Genomic DNA, 19534 nt, shown 5'->3' on the forward strand with positions numbered 1-19534 from the left:
GCGAATTCCACTGCAATCGATAGATGAAGCACGGCCTGTCCGTCAAAGGTAAGGCGATCCGAGCCACAAAAAACGGTCGATCAGACGCTCCAGGAACGGTCTGGCGCGCAAACTTTCCAAAGTCACCTCTACAGCCGAGCCGATCGCGGCCTCGATCTGCCGTTCAATCCTGGCGGCGAAACCGGCGTCCAGCACTTCGAGATCGATTTCGAAGTTCAGCCTCAGCGAGCGCGGATCGAGGTTGGAAGAGCCGACGAAGGCCCAAACGGAATCGACGACAAGCAGCTTGGAATGGTCGAAAGGTCCCTGCCTGCGCCAGACCCGGCAATAGCTCCGGACGACCTGATCGAACTGGGCCGTCATCGCACGGTCGACGAGAAGGAGATTGTTTGTGGACGGCACCACGATGTCGATGTCGATCCCGCGCCGGGCAGCGGTCGTCAGCGCACTGATCAGTTCGCGGTCGGGCAGGAAGTAGGGCGACATGATACGGATGGACCGGCGCGCGACGGAGAAGGCGCCCATAAGCATCTTGTGGTTGGCTTCGAGGCTCGCATCGGGGCCGGAAGGAAGGGTGCGGATGAAGACGGGGGAACCGGGCTCGCCGGAAGCTTCGGAGACAATACGCCAGGCATCGCCATGCAGCCGCTCGCCGCTGGCGAAATACCAGTCCTCCGCCGCAACCGAGAAGATATCTGCAATCACTGGCCCTTCAATGCGGAAATGCGTGTCGTGCGCCATCTCAGCCCCGGCAAATTCCGCGGTGAAACCTTGCCTGATGTTCATCCCGCCGACGAAGCCGACGGCGCCATCCACCACCAGAATCTTCCGGTGTGTTCTCAGATTGGCGTAGGGCAGTCGCAGCCCGGTGATGATGCGGCCATTGAATACGCGTGTGGTGACGCCTCCCTCGCTCAGATAACCGACAATGCTGGGAACGGAATAGCGCGCACCGACCGCGTCGATCAGCACGCGCACGGCGACGCCACGCCGTGCTGCATCGATCAAGGCGTCTGCAATACGCAACCCGATCGGATCACGGTCGAAAATGTAGGTCTCCAGGACGACGCTGCGCCGTGCGGCGGAAATTGCTGCGATCATCGCGGTGTAGGCGTCGTCGCCGGTATCCAGCTTGGTGATGGCGTTCGCCGTCGTCAGGGCATGGTGGGTTATCCGGTCGCCTGCGATCTTCAGCGCGGCAAATCGCCTGCCGAAGCGGCTGGCGACGCCGTCGGAGGTCGCATCGAAGCGCGGATGTTCCAGCACCTCGTGACCGGCCGCCGACCGTTCCGCAGCAATCGAGACGCGCCTGATGCGGTTGATGCCGGCAACAGCATAGAGCAGCGCGCCTATCAGCGGCGACAGCAGAATGACGCCGACCCAGCCGATGGCAGCGCGCACTTCGTCTTTCGTCATTGCAGCATGCGCGGCAGCGACCGTTGCGATCAATGTCGAGACGACTGCGAGTATATGAGGCCAATGGGTGACGATCTGTGTCCACATGGCGGACAACTTATGCACTCATCGGCGCTGCCGTCCATGTGAGGATATTCAAAGCCCACTCTTGCGCTCACGTAGCCTTTCGCTACTGCATCATATACCGACCCTGGCCGCGGCCCATCCCAAGGCCCGTTAGCGGAAGAACGACGTCGTCCGCGACGGCCTTCTGCTCGTCCGTGAGAACGGCGTAAAGATCATCTATGGCTGCCTTGACGGATTTGATCTGCGCCAGGTGTGCCTCCATCCGCGTGATCCGGAATGCCAACTGTTCGGGCAGGGGCTTGTCGAACAACGCTCCGTCTTCGAATTCCTCGGCTCCCGAGCGCATCATGTCATTGTGCGCCTTTACCGACGTTCGAACGACAGCGGCGAACGCATCCCATGCCGCTGTTTGTTCGGACGTTATCTTCAGTTCGGTCTTCATGTAGGCAAGTCGCCCGTCGACGCGTTCGACCACGCCGTCCGAACCCCACCACCATCCCATCATTCCCGGACCCCAATCGTCGCCCATCATGCGATCCCAGCTCCAGTGCGGCCACCAGCCGCGCTCGTCGCCGGCGACAGGGCCGCTGATCAAGGTGACGACAGCCATGGTCGCGAGCGCCGCTCCAATCCATGATCTCGACATTGGAACCTCCATTGAAATGCGTGCCCGACACGGGCCTGTTCATCACTCGAGCATGTTCTGTCCTGGCGGGCCTTGATCCACGTCAAGTCATATGGCGCCGGCGCAATCGGTCCTGTCGCCGATTTTGAAAGCCTCGCGATCGAAGCGAGGCGTCTCAGGCCGGACGAGCATGTAAGGAGGTCAAACGGCACAAGCGTCGCATTCAGATGTTTTCAACCGCGGATTTGAGCTTGGCTTGGTCGTGGCGCTCGCCCCGCAGTGCAATGTAGATGGCAGGGATGACGAGCACGGTAAGGGCGGTAGACGAGGCGAGGCCGAAAAGCAGCGAGATGGCCAGGCCCTGGAAGATCGGATCGGTAAGAATCACGGCCGCGCCGATCATTGCCGCGAGCGCGGTTAGCAGGATTGGCTTGAAGCGGATTGCGCCGGCCTCCAGCAGGACGTCGGCAAGGGGACGGTCGATACCGCCGGTTTGCCGAATAAAGTCGACCAACAGGATCGAATTGCGCACGATGATGCCGGCGAGCGCGATGAAGCCAATCATCGAGGTCGCCGTGAAAGGTGCGCCGAACAGCCAATGGCCGAGCATGATGCCGATGAAGGTGAGCGGGATCGGCGTCAGGATGACCAACGGAAGCCTGAACGAACCGAACTGGGCCACCACCAGTATGTAGATGCCGAGGATCGCCACCATGAAGGCGCCGCCCATGTCGCGGAAGGTCACCCAGGTCACCTCCCATTCTCCGTCCCACAGCAGCGTCGCGCGGGTCTCGTCGTCGGGCTGGCCATGCAGTGCAACCGCCGGCGTGGGCAGAGCGCCCCAGTCGATCTTGGCGATGGCCTTGTCGACTGCCAGCATGCCGTAGATCGGCGCTTCATAGGCACCGGCAAGTTCCGCCATCACCATTTCCGCAGCCCGGCCGTTGTGTCGGAAGATCGGCCACGAAGCCGGCTCTCGAGACACCGAGACGACGTCGCCGAGTTCCACCACGTCACGCCCGCCGGGCAAGGCGTTGGCCGGCACCGGGGTCGTCAGCATGCTTTCGTTGACCACGGAGTCACTCTTGGCAAGGGTGACGCGGATCGGGATGGGCTGGCGCCCGCCGCCACGATGCGAGTAGCCGACAGTCTTGCCGGCATAGAGCGCATTCAGCGTTTCGTAGACGTCCGACTGCTCGACCCGGTAGAATTCCAGATTGTCCTGGTCGATGGAGACGCGCACGCGCCCGGATCGGTTGCGGTAGCTGTCGTCGACATCGACGATGAACGGCACGCTGGCGAACGCCTCGCGCACCTTTGCGGCGACGGCCCGGCGGGTTTCAGCGTCGGGACCATAGATTTCGGCCAGCAGCGTGCCGAGCACCGGCGGTCCCGGCGGCGGCTCCACCACCTTGACCACCGCGCCTTTCGGAAGGGCGAGCCCCTTCAGGCGCTCGCGGATGTCTAGGGCAATGGCATGGCTGGAGCGCTTGCGCTCGCCCTTGGCCAAGAGGTTGACGGCAATGTCGCCCTGCTCGGGGCCGGAACGCAGATAGTAATGGCGCACCAGTCCGTTGAAGTCGAACGGAGCGGAAGTGCCGGCGTAGGTCTGGAACGAGACGACCTCCGGCACGGTCTCAAGACGCCCGACCATTTCCTGCAGCGTCCGATCGGTGTCCTCCACGGAGGAGCCCTTGGGTAGATCGAGCACGACCTGCAGGTTTGCCTTGTTGTCGAAAGGCAAAAGCTTCACCGCTACATTTTCGGTGTAGAACAGGGCCAGCGAGCCGAGCGTGGCCGTGCCGACGAGGAGCAGGAAAATCCATGCGCGTGCCCGGCTCTTGAGGATCGGTCCGGCAACCGCAACGTAAAGTCGCCCGAGCCGTCCGCCGTCTGCACCTTGCGTGTGGCCGTGGCCAGCGGAAGCGTCTTTCCTCGCGATCTTGACCATCAGCCATGGCGTGAGGATGACGGCCACGAAGAAGGAGAACACCATCGCAGCCGAGGCGTTGGCCGGGATCGGGCTCATATAAGGCCCCATCATGCCCGACACGAACAGCATCGGCAGGAGTGCGGCTACCACCGTCAGCGTGGCCACGATCGTCGGATTGCCGACTTCGGCCACGGCGTCAATGGCCGCCTGCACGCGCGAACGGCCGTCGCGCATCGCCCAATGCCGGGCGATGTTCTCGATGACCACGATGGCATCGTCGACCAGGATGCCGATCGAAAAGATAAGCGCGAACAGGCTGACTCGATTGAGCGTGTAGCCCATGATCCACGAGGCAAAGAGCGTCAGCAGGATGGTCGTCGGGATCACCACAGCCACCACGAGCGCTTCGCGCCAGCCGATGGCGATCGCCACCAGCACTACGATCGAGACCGTGGCGAGGCCGAGATGGAAAAGAAGCTCGTTCGCCTTTTCGTTGGCGGTCTCGCCATAGTTGCGCGTAACCGTCATTTCGACATCTTTTGGGAAGATCTGGCCGCGCACCTGTTCGAGGCGCTTGGTAATCTCCTCGGCGATGACCACGGCGTTGGTTCCAGGCCGCTTGGCGATGGCGAGCGAGATCGCCGGCGTCCGGACGAAGCCGCTATCGGCTCGGCTGATGTCGGTGACACGGTTTTCTGCCGGCGACGTCGCCAGCACAACCTTAGCGACGTCGCGCACGTAGACGGGGCGACCGTCCCGCGCCGTGAGAAGAAGATTGCTGATCTCAGGCAGATCGCGCAGGGTCTGGCCGGCCACGATCGCCCGCTGCTGGCCGTCTTCGCGCACTGTGCCTACCCGGAACGACCGATTGGCGCCGTCTATCTTGGCAGCGAGCTGCTGCAGCGTGATGCCGTAAAGCGACAGTTTCTCGGGATCGGGTTCGACTTCGATCGCTTCCGGCTGTTCGCCGACGATGTAAGTGAGTCCGATATCGGGAAGTTTCGAGACCTCGACCTGTAACTCGCGGGCCAGCCGGGTCAAACCGTTGGCGGTCCATCTTGCCGCCGTTTCCGAAGTGGGGCGCAAGGTGACGACCACGATCGCCACGTCGTCGATGCCACGGCGGACGATCAGGGGCTCGGGTATGCCGACCGGAATCCGGTCCATGTTGGCGCCGATCTTCTCGCGCACCCTGAGCACTGCCGCATCGGCATCGGTGCCAACTTCGAAGCGGGCTGTGACCAGCACACCGTCGTCCTCGGTCTGGGAATAGACATGCTCGACGTCGTCGATGCTTTTGACGATGGTCTCCAGCGGCTCGGTGACCAGCTTGACGGCATCTTCCGCCCTGAGGCCGTTGGCGGCGACGTGGATGTCCACCATCGGAACTGAGATCTGCGGCTCCTCCTCACGTGGCAGCGTGACAAGCGCGATCAGCCCGAGCGCAAGCGCTGCAAGCAGGAATAGCGGCGTCAGGGGGGAGGCGATGAAAGCGCGGGTCAGCCCGCCGGCGATGCCGAGGCCCTTCATGGCAGCACGATCCGGTCGCCGTCCTTCAGGCCGGTCAGGATCTCGACGAGCGCCTCGCCTTGGCTTTCGAAGGTCGCGCCGAGGATGACGGCGACGTCCATCGGCCCGGCCGCTGCCGCAAGCCGGACGTAGTCTATGCCGTGCAGCGAGGTCACCGCGTTCGATGGCACGGCAAGAACGGAACGCTTGCCGACCGGGATCGAGACCAGGGTGCGCTCGTTGACGAAATAGCTGCCGACGCCTGACACATCGACGTCCGCGATGACGCGCCCATCGGCAATTTCAGGATAGACCTTGACGATTCTGCCGCGAACAGTCGCTTCGGACGCCCCGGGAGCCTGCGTCCGGCCGCGCGTCTCCACTTCCACCGCCGCACCTTCGGCGATCTCGGCGGCATGCCGTTCCGGCAGCGACAGGCGAAGGTAATAGGGGCCGGTCGCGATGCGGGCGATCGCTTCGCCGGCAAGGAGAACCGAGCCTGCTGTAACGGGTACAGTAAGCACGCGCCCGGTGGCCGGGGCCAACACATCACCCTCGCGGGCCCCTTGGGCGATCACTGCCTTGTCGGCATCCGCCGCCACAACCTGATTGGTCGCTACCTCCAGCGCGGTTCGCGCCGCATCAAGCCGGCTCTGCGTGGCGACGCCTTGCGTGACGAGTTGCCGGGCGCGTTCCAGTTCGGTGCGCGCATTCGCAAGCTGCGACTTCAGCGCGGCGATTTTTGCGTCGGCGGCGGCAAGCTGGAGCGCGATCTTGTCGTCGACGACCACGCCGATGACGTCGCCCTCCTTGACCTCGCTGCCCTCGCTGATGCGGATTTCGCGGATGGTTCCGCCGATGCGGGCGCGCGCAGGCACGACGGTACGGCTCTCAACCTCGCCGAACACGGCCTTCATCTCGACGACGGTGGTGGCGCGCACCACGAAGTCGGCTGCGAAGGTTGCTTGCGAGACTGTGACGGCCGCAGCCGCAATGGCTGCCGGAAGAAAAGAACGGAACATAGGAAGCCCGGAAAGCTGGAAAATCTTGAAGCGGTCAACCCGCGTGCCGGGGCACGCGGGTATGCACGTTACTTGAAAGCGATGCCCGACTTGCAGCCGAGCCGCTTGAACAGCATCGCCGCCGGGCAGAAGCCGGTTACCGACGCCTGCAGCATGTTGATGCCGGCGAAGGCGGTGAGCAGATACCACCAGGGCGAAACGAAGTAGCCGAGCGCCAGCGAGGCCAGCACCATAAAGCCGGCGAACATCAGAACGGCACGATCGAGGGTCATAGTTCTCTCCTTGCTTGCGGCCGGCCGCTCATTGCGTCGGCTCCAGATGAATGTCCTTGAGCTTCCTTATGCCGAGCAGGTCCAGCGTCAGGTTCTCATAGAAGGTCTCGCTCTTGCCGGTGCGCACCTTGTGCAGGAAGTATTTCTCGAAGCCGACCTTGGCTGCGTGCACCCACTTGCCCTGCGAGGACCAGTTGACGTTGCGCGGCGGAATCTGCGGCTGCGCCACGAAAGCGATGCCCTCGTCGCCGAAATCGGCCAGGCACACTGCGTTCCAGGTGGCGACGGCGCGCGGCGTCTCTCCTCGCAGCAGGGCGGCGACGTTGGCTGCCGTCGCGGTCACCATCGATTCGATCATGAAACCGGTCTTGGGCACGCCGACGGGCAGCGGGGTCTTGCCAACCGGCGGGATGGCTACGCCCACGCCGATGGCGAACACGTTCGGGAAGGCCACGTTGCGCTGGTGCTTGTCGATGGTGACGAAGCCGCGCGGGTTGGTCAGGCCTTCGATGCCGTGGACGGCCGCCACGCCGCGAAAGGCAGGCAGCATCATGGAGAACGTAAAGGGCAGGTCGTGAACGGTCTTCATCTTGCCGTTCTCATCGACTTCCTCGACATGTATCATGGCCTTGTCCACGGAAGTGACCCTGGCGTTGGTGATCCACTTGATATGGCGCTCGCGCATGGCGCTCTCGAGCAGGCTCTTGGTGTCACCAACCCCATCCAGTCCGAGATGGCCGATATAGGGCTCCGGCGTCACGAAGGTCATCGGCACCCGGTCGCGCTTTTTTGCGTTGCGCAACGCCGTGTCGAGGATGAAGGCGAATTCGTAGGCCGGGCCGAAGCAGGAAGCGCCTTGAACGGCTCCCACCACTATCGGTCCCGGCGCCTCCAGCAGCGCCTCGAACGCGGTCCTGGTCTCGGCTGCATGGTCGATCTGGCAGATGGACTGCGTATGGCCGGCAGGCCCCAGGCCCGGCACCTCGTCGAAGGCCAGCTCCGGTCCGGTGGCGACGATCAGGTAGTCGTAGTCGAGGGAGGAGCCGTCGTTGAGTTCGACGCGGTTTTCGGTCGGATGAACGCGGCGCGCGCCTTCGGGCCTGAAGCCGATGCCGCGCCGGGAGAATACCCCCGCAAGATCGACGGTGATGTCCTCGCGTTCGCGCCAACCGACCGCAACCCAGGGATTGGACGGCACGAAGGAATAGGTGCTGCCCTGGTTGACGACCGTCAGAGCGTCTTCGGGCCGCATCTTTTCCTTCATCTCGAAAGCCATGATGGTGCCGCCGAGGCCGGCGCCGAGAACGACGATTTGTGCCATGGACCGTTACCTCCCTGAGAATTTGTCTTATTATCGCTGCATCGCGCGGCCCCTGCCTTGATCTGGCACAAGTCGCATCGAGCAAGTTGCATTTAACATTCAAAGATTATAAATTCAAGAACATGAATGTAAAGGAAATGATCCCCGCGTCCGGCAAGGCTGCCGAACTGCTGCGCAGCCTGTCGCATCCGCAACGCCTGCTGGTCCTGTGTGCGCTCGGCGCCGAGGAGAAGTCCGTCGCCCAACTCCGGCAAGAACTGGACATCGAACAGGTACCGATGTCGCAGCAGCTTATGCGGCTCAGGGCCGACGGCCTGGTGGAATCGCGACGGGAAGGAACGACGGTTCATTACCGCATCGCGCGCCCCGAGGTGCTGACCGTGGTGGAAGCGATGCACAAGGCATTTTGTCCAAGTATCCCTGCAGAGGGGACGAAGCGCGTTCCATGAGCGTTAACCGGTCCTAGACTGCCGCTGAGGGCAGCCGTTCGCGAACCTAGCGAACTATTTGCCCAGAGGACACCGCTCCGGACGTCCGCGCAATCTCCTTGCCGCCGTGGAAGAGTATCATCGTCGGAATACATCGGATGCCGAGTTGCGCCGAGATAGCCTGCTCCCGGTAGGAGTTGAGTTTTACCAAGACCACAGCCGGTTCCAGCTCTCTTGCAGCTGCCTCATAGGTTTGTGCCATGACGCGGGAGGGACCGCACCAGAGATCCCACACATCCACCAGCAAAGGTATGGTCGTTTGCGCCACGTAGCGCTCGAATGTTGTGCCGCTCACGTCCTGAGGAGATGCGGCAAACAGCTTGCGGCCGCATCTTCCGCATTTCGCCTCCAATGCCGAGCGCGCTTCGGACAAGCGGTCGATGCTGTCGCAATGGCTGCAGACGATCATCTTATCGCGCATGACGGCTCTTCCTCTTTGAAACGACGCAGGCCGCTTTCCAAGCCCCGTTGCTCCAGCGCGGTCCTGCCGACCCGGCATTCAGAAAGACGACATTATCCGGATTCTGCGTCAGACCGCAGCTGCTCTGGACGGTCAAATGATAGGCAGGGCCAGAATGTCAGCGACGATCACGGCCGGCTGTCGTGCGGCGTCGAGGCGTTGCCATGCGATTTCTCCTGGGTCTCTTTCCAACTGGCGCGACAGGATTTCGATGGTCGCGTCGGACGGGCCGCCGTGTCGCTGGTCGACACGGCGCCACAAAACATCGGGAACGGCGTCCAGCCAGATGCCGAGAAAAGGCGCGTGCCGGTCCCCGGCTGCTCGCTCTATGTGCATACGGTCCTGCTGTCGTTCGAATACCGCGTCGGCCACCACCGATCCGCCCTCGGCAAGGATAAGGCTCGAGCGCCATGCCATATCCCGATAGACCCGCACCGAGATTTCCGGCCGATAGGCTTTCTCGGGCAAGCGTGTTTCGGGCGGCACGCCGTGCAACGCCTTGCGGATGCGATCGCTCTCCACGATACGCGCACCAGGCGGCGCCCCGACATGGGAAGCAAGCGCCTCTGCTATGGTCGTCTTCCCTGAACCGCTCAGTCCACCGATGGCGATGAGCCGGGCGGGGCGCTCCTTCAGAAGATTCGTCGCGAGGTCGAAATAGGCGCGAGCCTCCCCCCGCAAATTGCCGGACGGGTCGCCGTCCTCTTCCATCTGAGTGCCGGTGACATGCGCGCGAACTGCCGCCCTGACGGCCATCATGAAGGGCAAGAGCGCGAAGCCGTCCTCGTTGTCGGTCTCGTCGAGATAACGGTTTGCCACGAGATTCGCCAATTCCGGGAAACCACGGTGCCACAGATCCATCAGCAGGAACGCCAGGTCGTAAAGCACGTCGACCGTTGCGATGCTGTCATTGAACTCGATGCAGTCGAATAGGGACGGCTCGTCATCTAATAGGCAGATGTTCCGCAAATGCAGGTCGCCGTGGCAGCGCCGCACTTTGCCGGCCAACTCACGCTGGTTCAACACGTCGCCATGACGCGACAGCGCTGTCCGGAACGCGGCATCGAGCGCTTCGACTTCCATCTTGCTGAATACATGACTGGTGGCGAAGCCGGCCCTGTTGATGTCCAGTACGCCTGCAAGGTTCGCAGTACCTTCTCCGGCATGGACTACCGGCGCCTGACGATGGAAATGTGCGATCATGAGTGCCGTCCGTGTCATCAGGTCGGGCGTCAGCGCACCGGCTTCCGCCATGCGGTCCAAAAGGGCGGACTGCCTGAAACGCTGCATCTCCACGACAGCCTCGACGAGTTCTCCCTCGCCATCGAATGCGAGCTTGCCGCCGGTCTCGCGCGTGATGCGCCTGACGCCCAGATAGAGGCCAGGAGCCGTCGTGGAATTAAGCTCGACTTCCTTGCGGCACGCGGCGAAACGAAGTTCGGGTGTCGAGAAGTCGACATATGGCAGCTTGACTGCCCGCTTCATCTTGAAAGCGCGGTCGCTCGCCAGAAAGATCCGGGAGATGTGCGTCTCGATGGTCTCGACGGGCGTTATGATCCCAAGTGCTGCCGGGTCGGACAAGAAGGCGACCGCGTCAGTCTGGTCGAACTGGCTCAAAGACGCCTCCTGAAATGCCGTGCGGACTTTGCAGTCATTCTGTAAGCGGGCAGGGGCCTGCATGCTCCATCCAGCAGACCCGTGTACGCGATGCATCATCGTCCGCGTTCACGGAACACGCTTTGCGCGGAATCAAAATATGCGCTTCGGCTTGCCGCTCGTCGGGACAATGTGTTTCTGCGGCCATGCCGTCGATCGTTTATCGCAGGAATTGGCGAAAACGGTGCAGTGAAAAAGCGAACAAAGTGGCGCCTATGGCTGCCAGCGCGAGAAACTGCGGCCAGGCCACGGCCAAGCCTGCGCCGCGAAACAGTACGGCTTGGGCCAGGATCACGAAATGCGTGTTGGGCGCCGCATACATGATGATCTGGATGATCTCGGGCATGTTCTCGCGCGGCGTGACGCCACCCGACAGCAACTGAAGCGGCATCAGCACCATCATCACCAGCAGGGCGAACTGAGGCATCGATCCGGCGACGGTCGCCAGAAACAGTCCAAGACAGGTCATGGCCACTATGTCGAGCCCCGCCCCGGCCATGAACAGAAGCCGCGACCCTTCTATCGGGACAGCGAGCAGGTTTTCCACGACAATGAAAAGACAGAACGCCGTTGCCACCAGAACGACGGCTCCCATGGACCAGATCTTGCCGACCATGATCTCGAAGGCGGTGACGGGCATGACCAGCAGGTGTTCGATGGTGCCGTGCTCGCGCTCTCGGATCAGCGCGGCGCCTGTGAGAATGACGGAAAGCATCGTGATGGCCTCGATCATCTCGTTGATGGCGCCAAACCATCCTTTGTTCAGCTCCGGGTTGAACCGTGCGCGCAGGTCGAGTTCCACTGGCAAGTGCCTCTCTGTCCTGTGGCGGGAGAGGAATTCCTCGACCTCGCCTGTGACGACGGACTGGACATAGCCGCCGCCGGTGAACGCCTGCGACATGCGCGTGGCGTCTATGTTGAGCTGGATGGTGGGCGAGCGTCCCGCCAAAAGGTCGCGCTGGAAGTTCGGTGGAATGTCGAGGGCGAAGGTATCGAGGCCGGCGTCCATCCTGAGATCCATCTCAGGCTGTGCAATAAACCGGGGCGGCATGAAATAGGGAAGATAGAACGCGTTGGCGATGCGTGAGGATACGGCCGACTGATCCTCGTCCACGATGGCGATCGGCGCCCGGTTAAGGGTTTCGGGCATGGCCTGCGAGCCGACATAGATCGCCACTGAAAAGGCATACACGACCAGCACCAGCAACATGGTGTTACGGCCGAGCCCCCGCAATTCCTTCACGCCCAGATGGAAGATGTTGGCGAGCCGCATCAGCGTTCCTGCTTCCTGAGGAAAGCGGCACTGAGGCCGATGAAAACGGGGATCGCGATGAGCAGCGGGACGAGTGCGCCCGACAGGTCACCGAAGCCGAGCCCCTTGGAGAAGACGCCGCGCGAGATAGTCATGAAGTAGGTCGCCGGATAGACCTGCCCGATGAAGGCGCCGACGCCTTGCAGCGACGACACGGGATCGATCATTCCCGAATATTGCGCGGCTGGGATCATGGTGATCAGCACGGTGCCGAAGATCGCGGCGATCTGGCTGCGCATGAAGGTGGAGAGGAATAGGCCCATCGCCGTTGCGACTACGACGTAGAGGAAGGCGGCCGCTGTCAGAGTTGCCAGGCTGCCCGTCAGCGGCACGCGGAATACAAAGACCGCAAAGGCCGTCAGCAACAGAAAGTTCAACATGGCGATCCCGACATAAGGGATCTGCTTGCCGAGCAGGAATTCCATGCGGGTTACCGGCGTGACATAGAAATTGACGATCGAGCCGAGTTCCTTCTCTCGCACGACGCTCAGCACGGCGAGCATGGACGGAATCATCAGGAGCAGCATCGGGATCACCGCTGGCGCCATCGCGTCCAGGCTGCGAACATCCGGGTTGTAGCGGTAGCGGACCTCTAGCTGGAAGGCGCCTTGCGCGGCGACATCACCGTAAAGCTCGCGGGCCTTCTGCATGAGCCAGTTCGCGTGCATCCCCTCGACATAGCCGCGCACCGTTTCGGCCCGCGCCGGCATCGCGCCGTCGATCCAGGCACCGACCGAAATCTGGCGGCCGCGCGAAAGGTCGCGCGCGAAGCCCGGCGGGATTTCCAGCGCCAGCGCGATCTCGCCGCTTTCCATGCGCCTGTCCATGTCGGCGTATCCGGCGAGCGGCGGTTTCTCGGTGAAGAAACGGGAGCCAGATAGCTGCAGAGCGTAGTTGCGGCTGATGGCGGTGTCGTCATGGTCGAGGATGGCGAAGGTAAGGTTCTCGACATCCATGTTTATGCCGTAGCCGATCACGAACATTAGGATGAGGCTGCCCACGGTGGCGAGCGTCGCGCGGATCGGATCGCGCAGCAGTTCAAACGTCTCCCTCCGCGTGTAGGCGTACATGCGACGGAAATCGAAAAGGCGGCGGGCGTCGCCTGCGGATGGGCGGGCGACTTTCGGGAGTGGTTCGGCCATGTCGGCGACCTGCCCGCCGTTCGCCGCATCTTCCAGATAATCCACGAAGGCCGCCTCCAGCGTCGGCGTGCCGCAGCTGCCAACGATGGCGGCCGGCGTGTCGCACACGAGGACCTTGCCTGCGTGCATCAGCGCAATCCGGTCGCAGCGTTCCGCCTCGTTCATGAAGTGGGTGGAGACGAAGACGGTCACGTTCAGGCCCCGAGACAGATCGACGAGGATCGTCCAGAACCCGTCGCGAGCAACGGGATCGGCGCCGGACGTCGGTTCGTCGAGGATGAGGACATCCGGCGCGTGGATCATGGCGACTGCCAGCGACAGGCGCTGGCGGTTGCCGAGCGGCAGCGCCTCCGGCCACGCGTCCAGAATTCCCGTCAGTTCGAATTGTCGCGCAACCTCGTCGACCCTCCCGTCGATGCCGCCGGCGGGAAGGCCGAACAGGCGAGCGTGGAGTTCGAGGTTCTGGCGCACCGTCAGTTCCGAATAGAGCGAGAATCCCTGCGACATGTAGCCGACGCGGCGCCTGACTTCGACGTTCCGCGGATCGACTTCGCGCCCAAAAAGCATGGCCCGGCCGTCGCTGGCGTCCAGAAGGCCTGTCAGCATCTTCATGGTGGTCGTCTTGCCGCAGCCGTTCGATCCGATGAAGCCGAAAATCTCGCCGCGATGGATACGGAAACTGGCGTCGTCGACGGCGGTGAAATCGCCGAACCGCTTGGTCAGGTGATCGGCCTCGATCGCCGCCTCGCCGCCGGCGTCCGCCGGCCGTGGTGGAATGACGACCTCGCGGTAGCCTTCACGTTTAGCGGCCGGGAGTAGGGCGATGAAGGCCGCGTCGAGTTCGCTGGTTCCCGTGTGCTCCAGAAGCTCGTCCGGCGTACCGGAAGCGAGCACGCGCCCGCCATCCATGGCGATGAGCCAGTCGAACCGTGCAGCCTCCTCCATGTAAGCCGTGGCCACTATGACGCTCATGCCTTCGCGGCTGCTCCGTATCCGCTCGATCAATTGCCAGAACTGCCGGCGCGAGAGCGGATCGATGCCGGTGGTTGGCTCGTCCAGTATCAGCAGGTCCGGATCATGGATGAGCGCGCAGCAAAGACCGAGTTTCTGTTTCATGCCTCCCGAAAGGTTGGCGACCGGGCGGCTGGCGAACGGGGCGAGCCCCGTGCTTTCCAGGAGGTTCCTGATGCGATGCTCGCGTTCACCTATTTCGTGTCCGAAGAGGCGGCCGAAGAAATCGACATTGTCGAACACGGAAAGCGTCGGATAGAGGTTGCGCCCGAGTCCCTGGGGCATGTAGGCGATGCGCGGGTAGGCGCTGCGCCGATGTGCCGTGTTCGCCATGTCGCCGCCGAGGACTTCGACATGGCCGGTCTGGATGGTCCGGGCGCCTGCGATCAGCGCAAGCAGACTCGATTTGCCGACACCGTCTGGGCCGATTAGCCCCACCATGCAGCCGGACGGAATGTCGAGGGTGACCGCCTCGAGAGCGCGCGTCTTTCCATAGGAAAGGCCGACGCCTTGCAGTCGTGCCACTATGTCCGCAGTCGCCGCGCCATGGTTCATTGCAGCAACGTTTTCTGCAGGGCGGCAGGCCATTCGACATTGGGATCAATCCGGACATAGGCGACGCCGGGTAGGCCGGTCTTCACCTGCTGGATATATTTTCGCAGCAGTTCGGGAGGAATTTGCGCCTTTATGCGGAACATCAGTTTCTGACGCTCCTCCTCGGTCTCGACTGTCTTCGGTGTGAACTGTGCGACATCGGCGACGAACGTCGCTTTCGCAGGGATGACGTATTGGGGCGCGGCGTCGAGGACGAGCCGGATTTCGGCGCCGATCGCCACGCGCCCAGCCTGCGCGGTCGGTAGGAAGAAAGTCATGTAAACGTCGCCCAGATCGACAAGGTTCAGCACCCTGCCACCGCTGCCCAGCACTTCGCCTGGCTCGGCCACCCGGTACTGCACGCGTCCGTCGCGTGGCGAACGCAGCGTCGCGTCGTCTATTTCGGCGACGATGCTCTCGATCTCCGCATGTGCCGATTCCACCGCCGCTTGCGCATCCACTACCAGCGCTTTGGCGGCATTGATGGCCGCCGCGCTGGCAGCAAGCTGGGCTTCGGCCGCCGCTACTGCCGCCGCCGAGCTACGCTCTGCCGCGCGATCGTTGTCGAGCACCTGCTGCGATATCGTGTTGGTGGCCGCCAGTTGCTCCGAGCGCTCCAATGTGCGCTCGGCGGCGTCGAGCTCTGCTTGGCGCTGTGTGACAACGGCTGCCGCCGCAGTCCTTTCGGCCTTTCGCTGGACGATCAGCGTGTTGGCTGTATCGACGCCGATCTCGGCGCGCTGAAGCTGCGCCTCAGCTTGCCGGCGCTGGGCTTCGAGCTGTGTCGTGTCCATCCGGGCAAGCACATCGCCCGTCTTTACGAAATCGCCTTCGCCGACAAGGATCTCCTTGATACGTCCCGGCGATTTCGCCGAAACGTCGATCTCGACCGCCTCGATGCGGCCGTTACCGCTCGCCAGGCCTTCCGGCAGCACGCCGTTATGGGATTGCTGCCAAACATAATATCCAATGGCGGCGAGCGCTGCCAACACGCCGACCGTGAGCCACATGCGCCGACCTATCGTCATTGCCGTCCCCCGTCGCGGTTGGCCAGCGGCCGGCCGGGCTGCCCGGCGCCGGGAAAGACGCCCTCAGCACTGATGCGACCAGGCGGGAGGGCGATCTCACGGCCAGGCCAATCATGCACGGCCGATGGATCGATCTGTAGAGGGTTCATGGCAACATCGCCCATGGCGCAACTCCGCTGCTTGCGATCTGCGCCATCAAAACCAGAGCGGGGTACGGCGACCTTGATCGGTGTCAATCGGCGGCGGCGGACAGTGACGAAGATGTGTCGAAGGCGCACCTTGAGAAGGATCAGGGCGTTATCGGCTGTCCACTTACTCTCGCGTCGAACGGGAGCATGTGCCCCCGAGAGAACGCATTGCCCCTGCGGTTTTGATCCGCATCAAGGAGGGAAGCTGGAAAAGGCCGTTTGCTGAAATCCTTGTTGGATTGAGTTGGATCGGGCGAAGCGAGGCGAACGAGGCGTTAGCAAACGCAGCGGCCGAACGATGGACCGGATCGGCGATGACATCCCGCAAGCGGATACGCTGTACTCCGGCCCTAGCGCCTCCAGGGAGACCAAAGGGTTGAAGAGCGGGGGCGGCGGCATCCGAACAATCCGTCCACTCTAAAGGAGATTCCCCATGGCTGAGGCTGCCACCAAACTGCCCGTCAAGAAAACCAACGCGCCCGCTAAGTTCGAGGATTGGGCGCCATTCGAGAGCTTGCGCAGGGAGATAGATCGGTTGTTTGACGATTTCCATCCGTTCGACTGGCGCCTGCCGTCAAAGGTTCTGGGCTTCGAACTACCTCGCATCTCCTCCGCCGAATGGCAGGTCGCGCCGGCGATTGATCTCGTCGAGAAGGACGACGTTTACGAGATCACGGCGGAGCTGCCGGGACTTGACGAGAAGAACGTCGAAATCAAACTCTCCAATCATACCCTGACTATCAAGGGCGAGAAAAGCGAGGAAAAGGAAGACAAGCGCAAGGACTACTATCTGGCTGAGCGTCGCTACGGGTCTTTCCAGCGCAGCTTTCAGCTTCCCGAGGGCGTCGACGCCGACAAGATCGAGGCACATTTCGCCAATGGCGTGCTGAGCGTGAAACTGCCCAAGACCGCCGAGGCGAAAAAGGCTGAGAAGACGATTGCGGTCAAGGCGGCTTGACAGTTTATGCGGTCACCGGCGTGCCTTGGAAGCGCGCCGGTGATACCGTGTTCGGCCTTTCCATTGATCGCCCTTGTGCACGTTAAATGAGCGCACCAGCCTAGCGTGAGCAGGAGCGTCGGATCACGCCATATCTTCCAAGCCACAATACGCCAAGCGATATATCGATGAGTCGGCATCGAACGAGCACTTGCCGTTCATCAATTCCCTCATGAAACAATGCGGCAGTTTCCTCCCTTCCTCTCCTAAGTACGCGCATATATTCTTGGTTGGGTTCATCCGTATCAGCGGCGGCGCCGTTCCGTCGAGCCAAGACCTTGTGATAGCCTTCTTTCGAGACGATGTGGCGAGGAGCATCCGGTGCCGGCGAGAGATATTCCAGGGTTGCAAGGCCGTTTCCTTCAGGCGGTCTTCTCTTCCCGTTTCGAAGGTAATGTCGGCTATTTACTCGCCGCGTGTGCCGTGGCTGCAATGTTTGTTGTCCGTTTGGCTCTGCAGAGCGTCCTGGGCAGTGCCATAACCTTCATATTCTTTATTCCTGCAATTCTACTTGCGGCGATTGCGAGTGGCATCGGTCCGGGGCTTTTTGCCCTTGTCCTGTCCCTTCTGAGCGCTCTTTACCTTGCGGGTGCCGATGCCTCTTCCTGGGCGCAAAGCTCGGTCTTTGCAATGGTTGGGCTCGTAATCGCCTGGATGGGCGAAATGCTCCATCATGCACGTCGCGCCCTCGACAAGACGGAAGAAACGCTCAGGGCCCAGCAGAATCACTTGCGATCGATCCTCGATACGGTGCCTGACGCCACCGTGGTGATCGACGAACAGGGTCGTATCACATCCTTCAGCGCGGCAGCTGTTCGCCAATTTGGCTATACGGAGGCCGAGGTGCGAGGCCGCAACGTGAAGATCCTCATGCCGGAGCCTTACCGCAGCGAGCATGATGGCTACATCCAGCGCTACATCGGAACCGGCGAGAAGCGCATCATAGGCATTGACCGCGTCGTGGTTGGTCGCAGGAAGGATGGCTCCACATTTCCCATGAAACTGTCAGTCGGCGAAATGCGAACTTCAAGCGGGCGGTTCTTCACCGGATTCATCCGCGATCTTACCGAGCGCGAGGAATCTGCAGCCCGGCTGCAGGAGGTACAGAGTGAGCTTGCAAGGCTCGCTCGCCTTAACGAGCTTGGCGAAATGGCTTCGACGCTGGCGCACGAATTGAACCAACCCCTGGCCGCCATTGCAAACTACGCGCAAGGCTGTGTCCGTTTCCTTAGCAGTCTGGATGACGCCGCCGCTGACCGCATCCGGGACGCTCTCGAGGAGACGGCGAAGCAGTCGCTGCGCGCGGGCGGGATAATCCGGCATCTGAGGGAATTCGTCACGCGTGGTGAAACGGATGTCACGCGCGAGACAATGCGCAAGCTTATCGAAGAGGCCGGCGCTCTTGCCCTGGTTGGATCGCGCGAGGAGGGAGTCCGCTCGCTGTTCGATTTTGCGCCAAAGGGCGCGGATGTCATGGTCGACCGTGTCCAGATCCAGCAAGTGCTGATCAATCTAATGCGCAATGCGATGGAAGCCATGCGCGACAGCGAGAAACGCGAACTGGTCGTGCGAACGACTATCAAAGGTGGGTATGTCGTGGTCGAGGTGGCGGATACGGGTCCGGGCATCTCCGAGGAGGTGGCCACGCGCCTTTTCCAACCTTTCGTCACCAGCAAAGCGAGCGGCATGGGGATCGGGCTTTCCATCTCCAGACGGATCATCGAAGCGCATGGTGGCGAGATTTCGGCTAGTCGAAACGACAGTGGAGGGGCAACGTTCAGGTTCACGCTCCCCCTGGCGGAAAGGGAAGTGTCGGATGCTGATTGACAACTATGTGGTTCACATCGTCGACGACGAAGAGCCCGTCCGCAAATCGCTTGCTTTTCTCCTGACAATGACGGGCTTTACGGTTCGGGTCCACGATTCCGCAAGCAACTTCCTTACCGCGGCAAAGGGCATTAGCAAGGCCTGTCTCATCACCGACTTGAGAATGCCGGACATGAGCGGCGTGGAATTGCTGGAGAAGCTCAAAGAAGCAGGCGTCTCGATTCCCGCGGTGGTCATCACGGGCCATGGGGACGTTCCGATGGCGGTTGCGGCGATGAAGGCGGGCGCCGTCGACTTCATCGAGAAGCCGTTCGAGGACGAGGTTTTGGTCGAAGCGATCAAGCGAGCCGCAAGCCAGCTGGAAGGAGCCCCGGCCCCCATGGAGGACACGGCGACGCTTCGTGCGAGGCTCGACAGCCTTTCGGATCGCGAGCGCCAGGTGTTGTCTGCTGTCGTGGCGGGCCTGCCCAACAAGACCATTGGCTTCGAGCTGGGAATCAGCCCTCGCACCGTTGAGGTTCATCGCGCCAACATCATGTCAAAGATGCAAGCGAGGAACCTGCCCGAGTTGGTTCGCATGAGCCTGGCTATGGGCCCGTTCTCATGAGCTGTCTGAAGCCCCAGACCTGATTGTCGATGGTCTCGGGACAACATCCGTTTGATCCAT

The 19534-nt window shown here is 62.0% G+C and carries 15 protein-coding genes; 4 read left to right on the plus strand and 11 right to left on the minus strand.

What is annotated here, in order from left to right:
* Window positions 1-42: 42 nt before the first annotated feature.
* From ACODTY_RS18785 to ACODTY_RS18810, 6 genes are all read right to left on the minus strand, one after another.
* Complete coding sequence (locus ACODTY_RS18785; RefSeq protein WP_488995781.1) at window positions 43-1503, minus strand: phospholipase D-like domain-containing protein; 1461 nt, start codon at window positions 1501-1503, stop codon at window positions 43-45.
* Between the two features lie 82 nt (window positions 1504-1585).
* Window positions 1586-2128, minus strand: a complete 543-nt coding sequence (locus tag ACODTY_RS18790; protein WP_488995730.1) for a Spy/CpxP family protein refolding chaperone — start codon at window positions 2126-2128, stop codon at window positions 1586-1588.
* A 202-nt stretch (window positions 2129-2330) separates the two neighbouring features.
* Window positions 2331-5570, minus strand: a complete 3240-nt coding sequence (locus ACODTY_RS18795) for an efflux RND transporter permease subunit (protein ID WP_488995731.1) — start codon at window positions 5568-5570, stop codon at window positions 2331-2333.
* On the minus strand, window positions 5567-6571 hold the full coding sequence (locus ACODTY_RS18800) for an efflux RND transporter periplasmic adaptor subunit (RefSeq protein WP_488995732.1): 1005 nt from the start codon (window positions 6569-6571) through the stop codon (window positions 5567-5569). Before ACODTY_RS18800 ends, ACODTY_RS18795 begins: the two co-directional genes overlap by 4 nt.
* A gap of 68 nt (window positions 6572-6639) precedes the next feature.
* A complete protein-coding gene (locus ACODTY_RS18805) occupies window positions 6640-6843 on the minus strand; it encodes a YgaP family membrane protein (RefSeq protein WP_488995733.1) in 204 nt (67 codons plus the stop codon).
* Window positions 6844-6871: 28 nt separating this feature from the next.
* Window positions 6872-8164, minus strand: coding sequence for an NAD(P)/FAD-dependent oxidoreductase (locus tag ACODTY_RS18810; protein ID WP_488995734.1), 1293 nt, complete (start codon window positions 8162-8164; stop codon window positions 6872-6874).
* Between ACODTY_RS18810 and ACODTY_RS18815 the strand changes: the two genes are divergently transcribed.
* Window positions 8158-8613, plus strand: coding sequence for an ArsR/SmtB family transcription factor (locus tag ACODTY_RS18815; RefSeq protein WP_488995735.1), 456 nt, complete (start codon window positions 8158-8160; stop codon window positions 8611-8613). The genes ACODTY_RS18810 and ACODTY_RS18815 overlap by 7 nt on opposite strands.
* Window positions 8614-8659: 46 nt before the next feature.
* On the opposite strand, the gene ACODTY_RS18820 is transcribed toward ACODTY_RS18815, so the two are convergent.
* From ACODTY_RS18820 to ACODTY_RS18840, 5 genes are all read right to left on the minus strand, one after another.
* The gene (locus ACODTY_RS18820) at window positions 8660-9073 is read right to left on the minus strand and encodes a thioredoxin domain-containing protein (RefSeq protein ID WP_488995736.1); all 414 of its coding nucleotides are present in this window, start codon (window positions 9071-9073) and stop codon (window positions 8660-8662) included.
* A gap of 132 nt (window positions 9074-9205) precedes the next feature.
* Window positions 9206-10729 carry a bifunctional aminoglycoside phosphotransferase/ATP-binding protein gene (locus ACODTY_RS18825; protein ID WP_488995737.1) on the minus strand — a complete coding sequence of 508 codons (1524 nt, stop codon included), beginning with the start codon at window positions 10727-10729 and terminating at the stop codon, window positions 9206-9208.
* Window positions 10730-10928: 199 nt separating this feature from the next.
* Window positions 10929-12041, minus strand: coding sequence for an ABC transporter permease (locus tag ACODTY_RS18830; protein WP_488995738.1), 1113 nt, complete (start codon window positions 12039-12041; stop codon window positions 10929-10931).
* On the minus strand, window positions 12041-14788 hold the full coding sequence (rbbA, locus tag ACODTY_RS18835; protein ID WP_488995739.1) for a ribosome-associated ATPase/putative transporter RbbA: 2748 nt from the start codon (window positions 14786-14788) through the stop codon (window positions 12041-12043). The genes ACODTY_RS18830 and rbbA overlap by 1 nt, the downstream gene beginning before the upstream one ends.
* Window positions 14785-15855 (minus strand): HlyD family secretion protein, encoded by a 1071-nt coding sequence (locus ACODTY_RS18840; protein ID WP_488995740.1) that lies wholly within the window; start codon window positions 15853-15855, stop codon window positions 14785-14787. Before ACODTY_RS18840 ends, rbbA begins: the two co-directional genes overlap by 4 nt.
* Window positions 15856-16476: 621 nt before the next feature.
* Here ACODTY_RS18840 and ACODTY_RS18845 point away from each other — a divergent pair.
* The 3 genes from ACODTY_RS18845 (at window position 16477) to fixJ (ending at window position 19474) form a co-directional block, all read left to right on the plus strand.
* Window positions 16477-17001, plus strand: a complete 525-nt coding sequence (locus ACODTY_RS18845) for an Hsp20/alpha crystallin family protein (RefSeq protein ID WP_488995741.1) — start codon at window positions 16477-16479, stop codon at window positions 16999-17001.
* A 360-nt stretch (window positions 17002-17361) separates the two neighbouring features.
* The gene (locus ACODTY_RS18850) at window positions 17362-18867 is read left to right on the plus strand and encodes a PAS domain S-box protein (RefSeq protein WP_488995742.1); all 1506 of its coding nucleotides are present in this window, start codon (window positions 17362-17364) and stop codon (window positions 18865-18867) included.
* A complete protein-coding gene (fixJ, locus tag ACODTY_RS18855) occupies window positions 18863-19474 on the plus strand; it encodes a response regulator FixJ (protein WP_488995782.1) in 612 nt (203 codons plus the stop codon). Before ACODTY_RS18850 ends, fixJ begins: the two co-directional genes overlap by 5 nt.
* Window positions 19475-19534: the final 60 nt, after the last annotated feature.

It is taken from the genome of Mesorhizobium sp. FG116, from assembly GCF_057809835.1.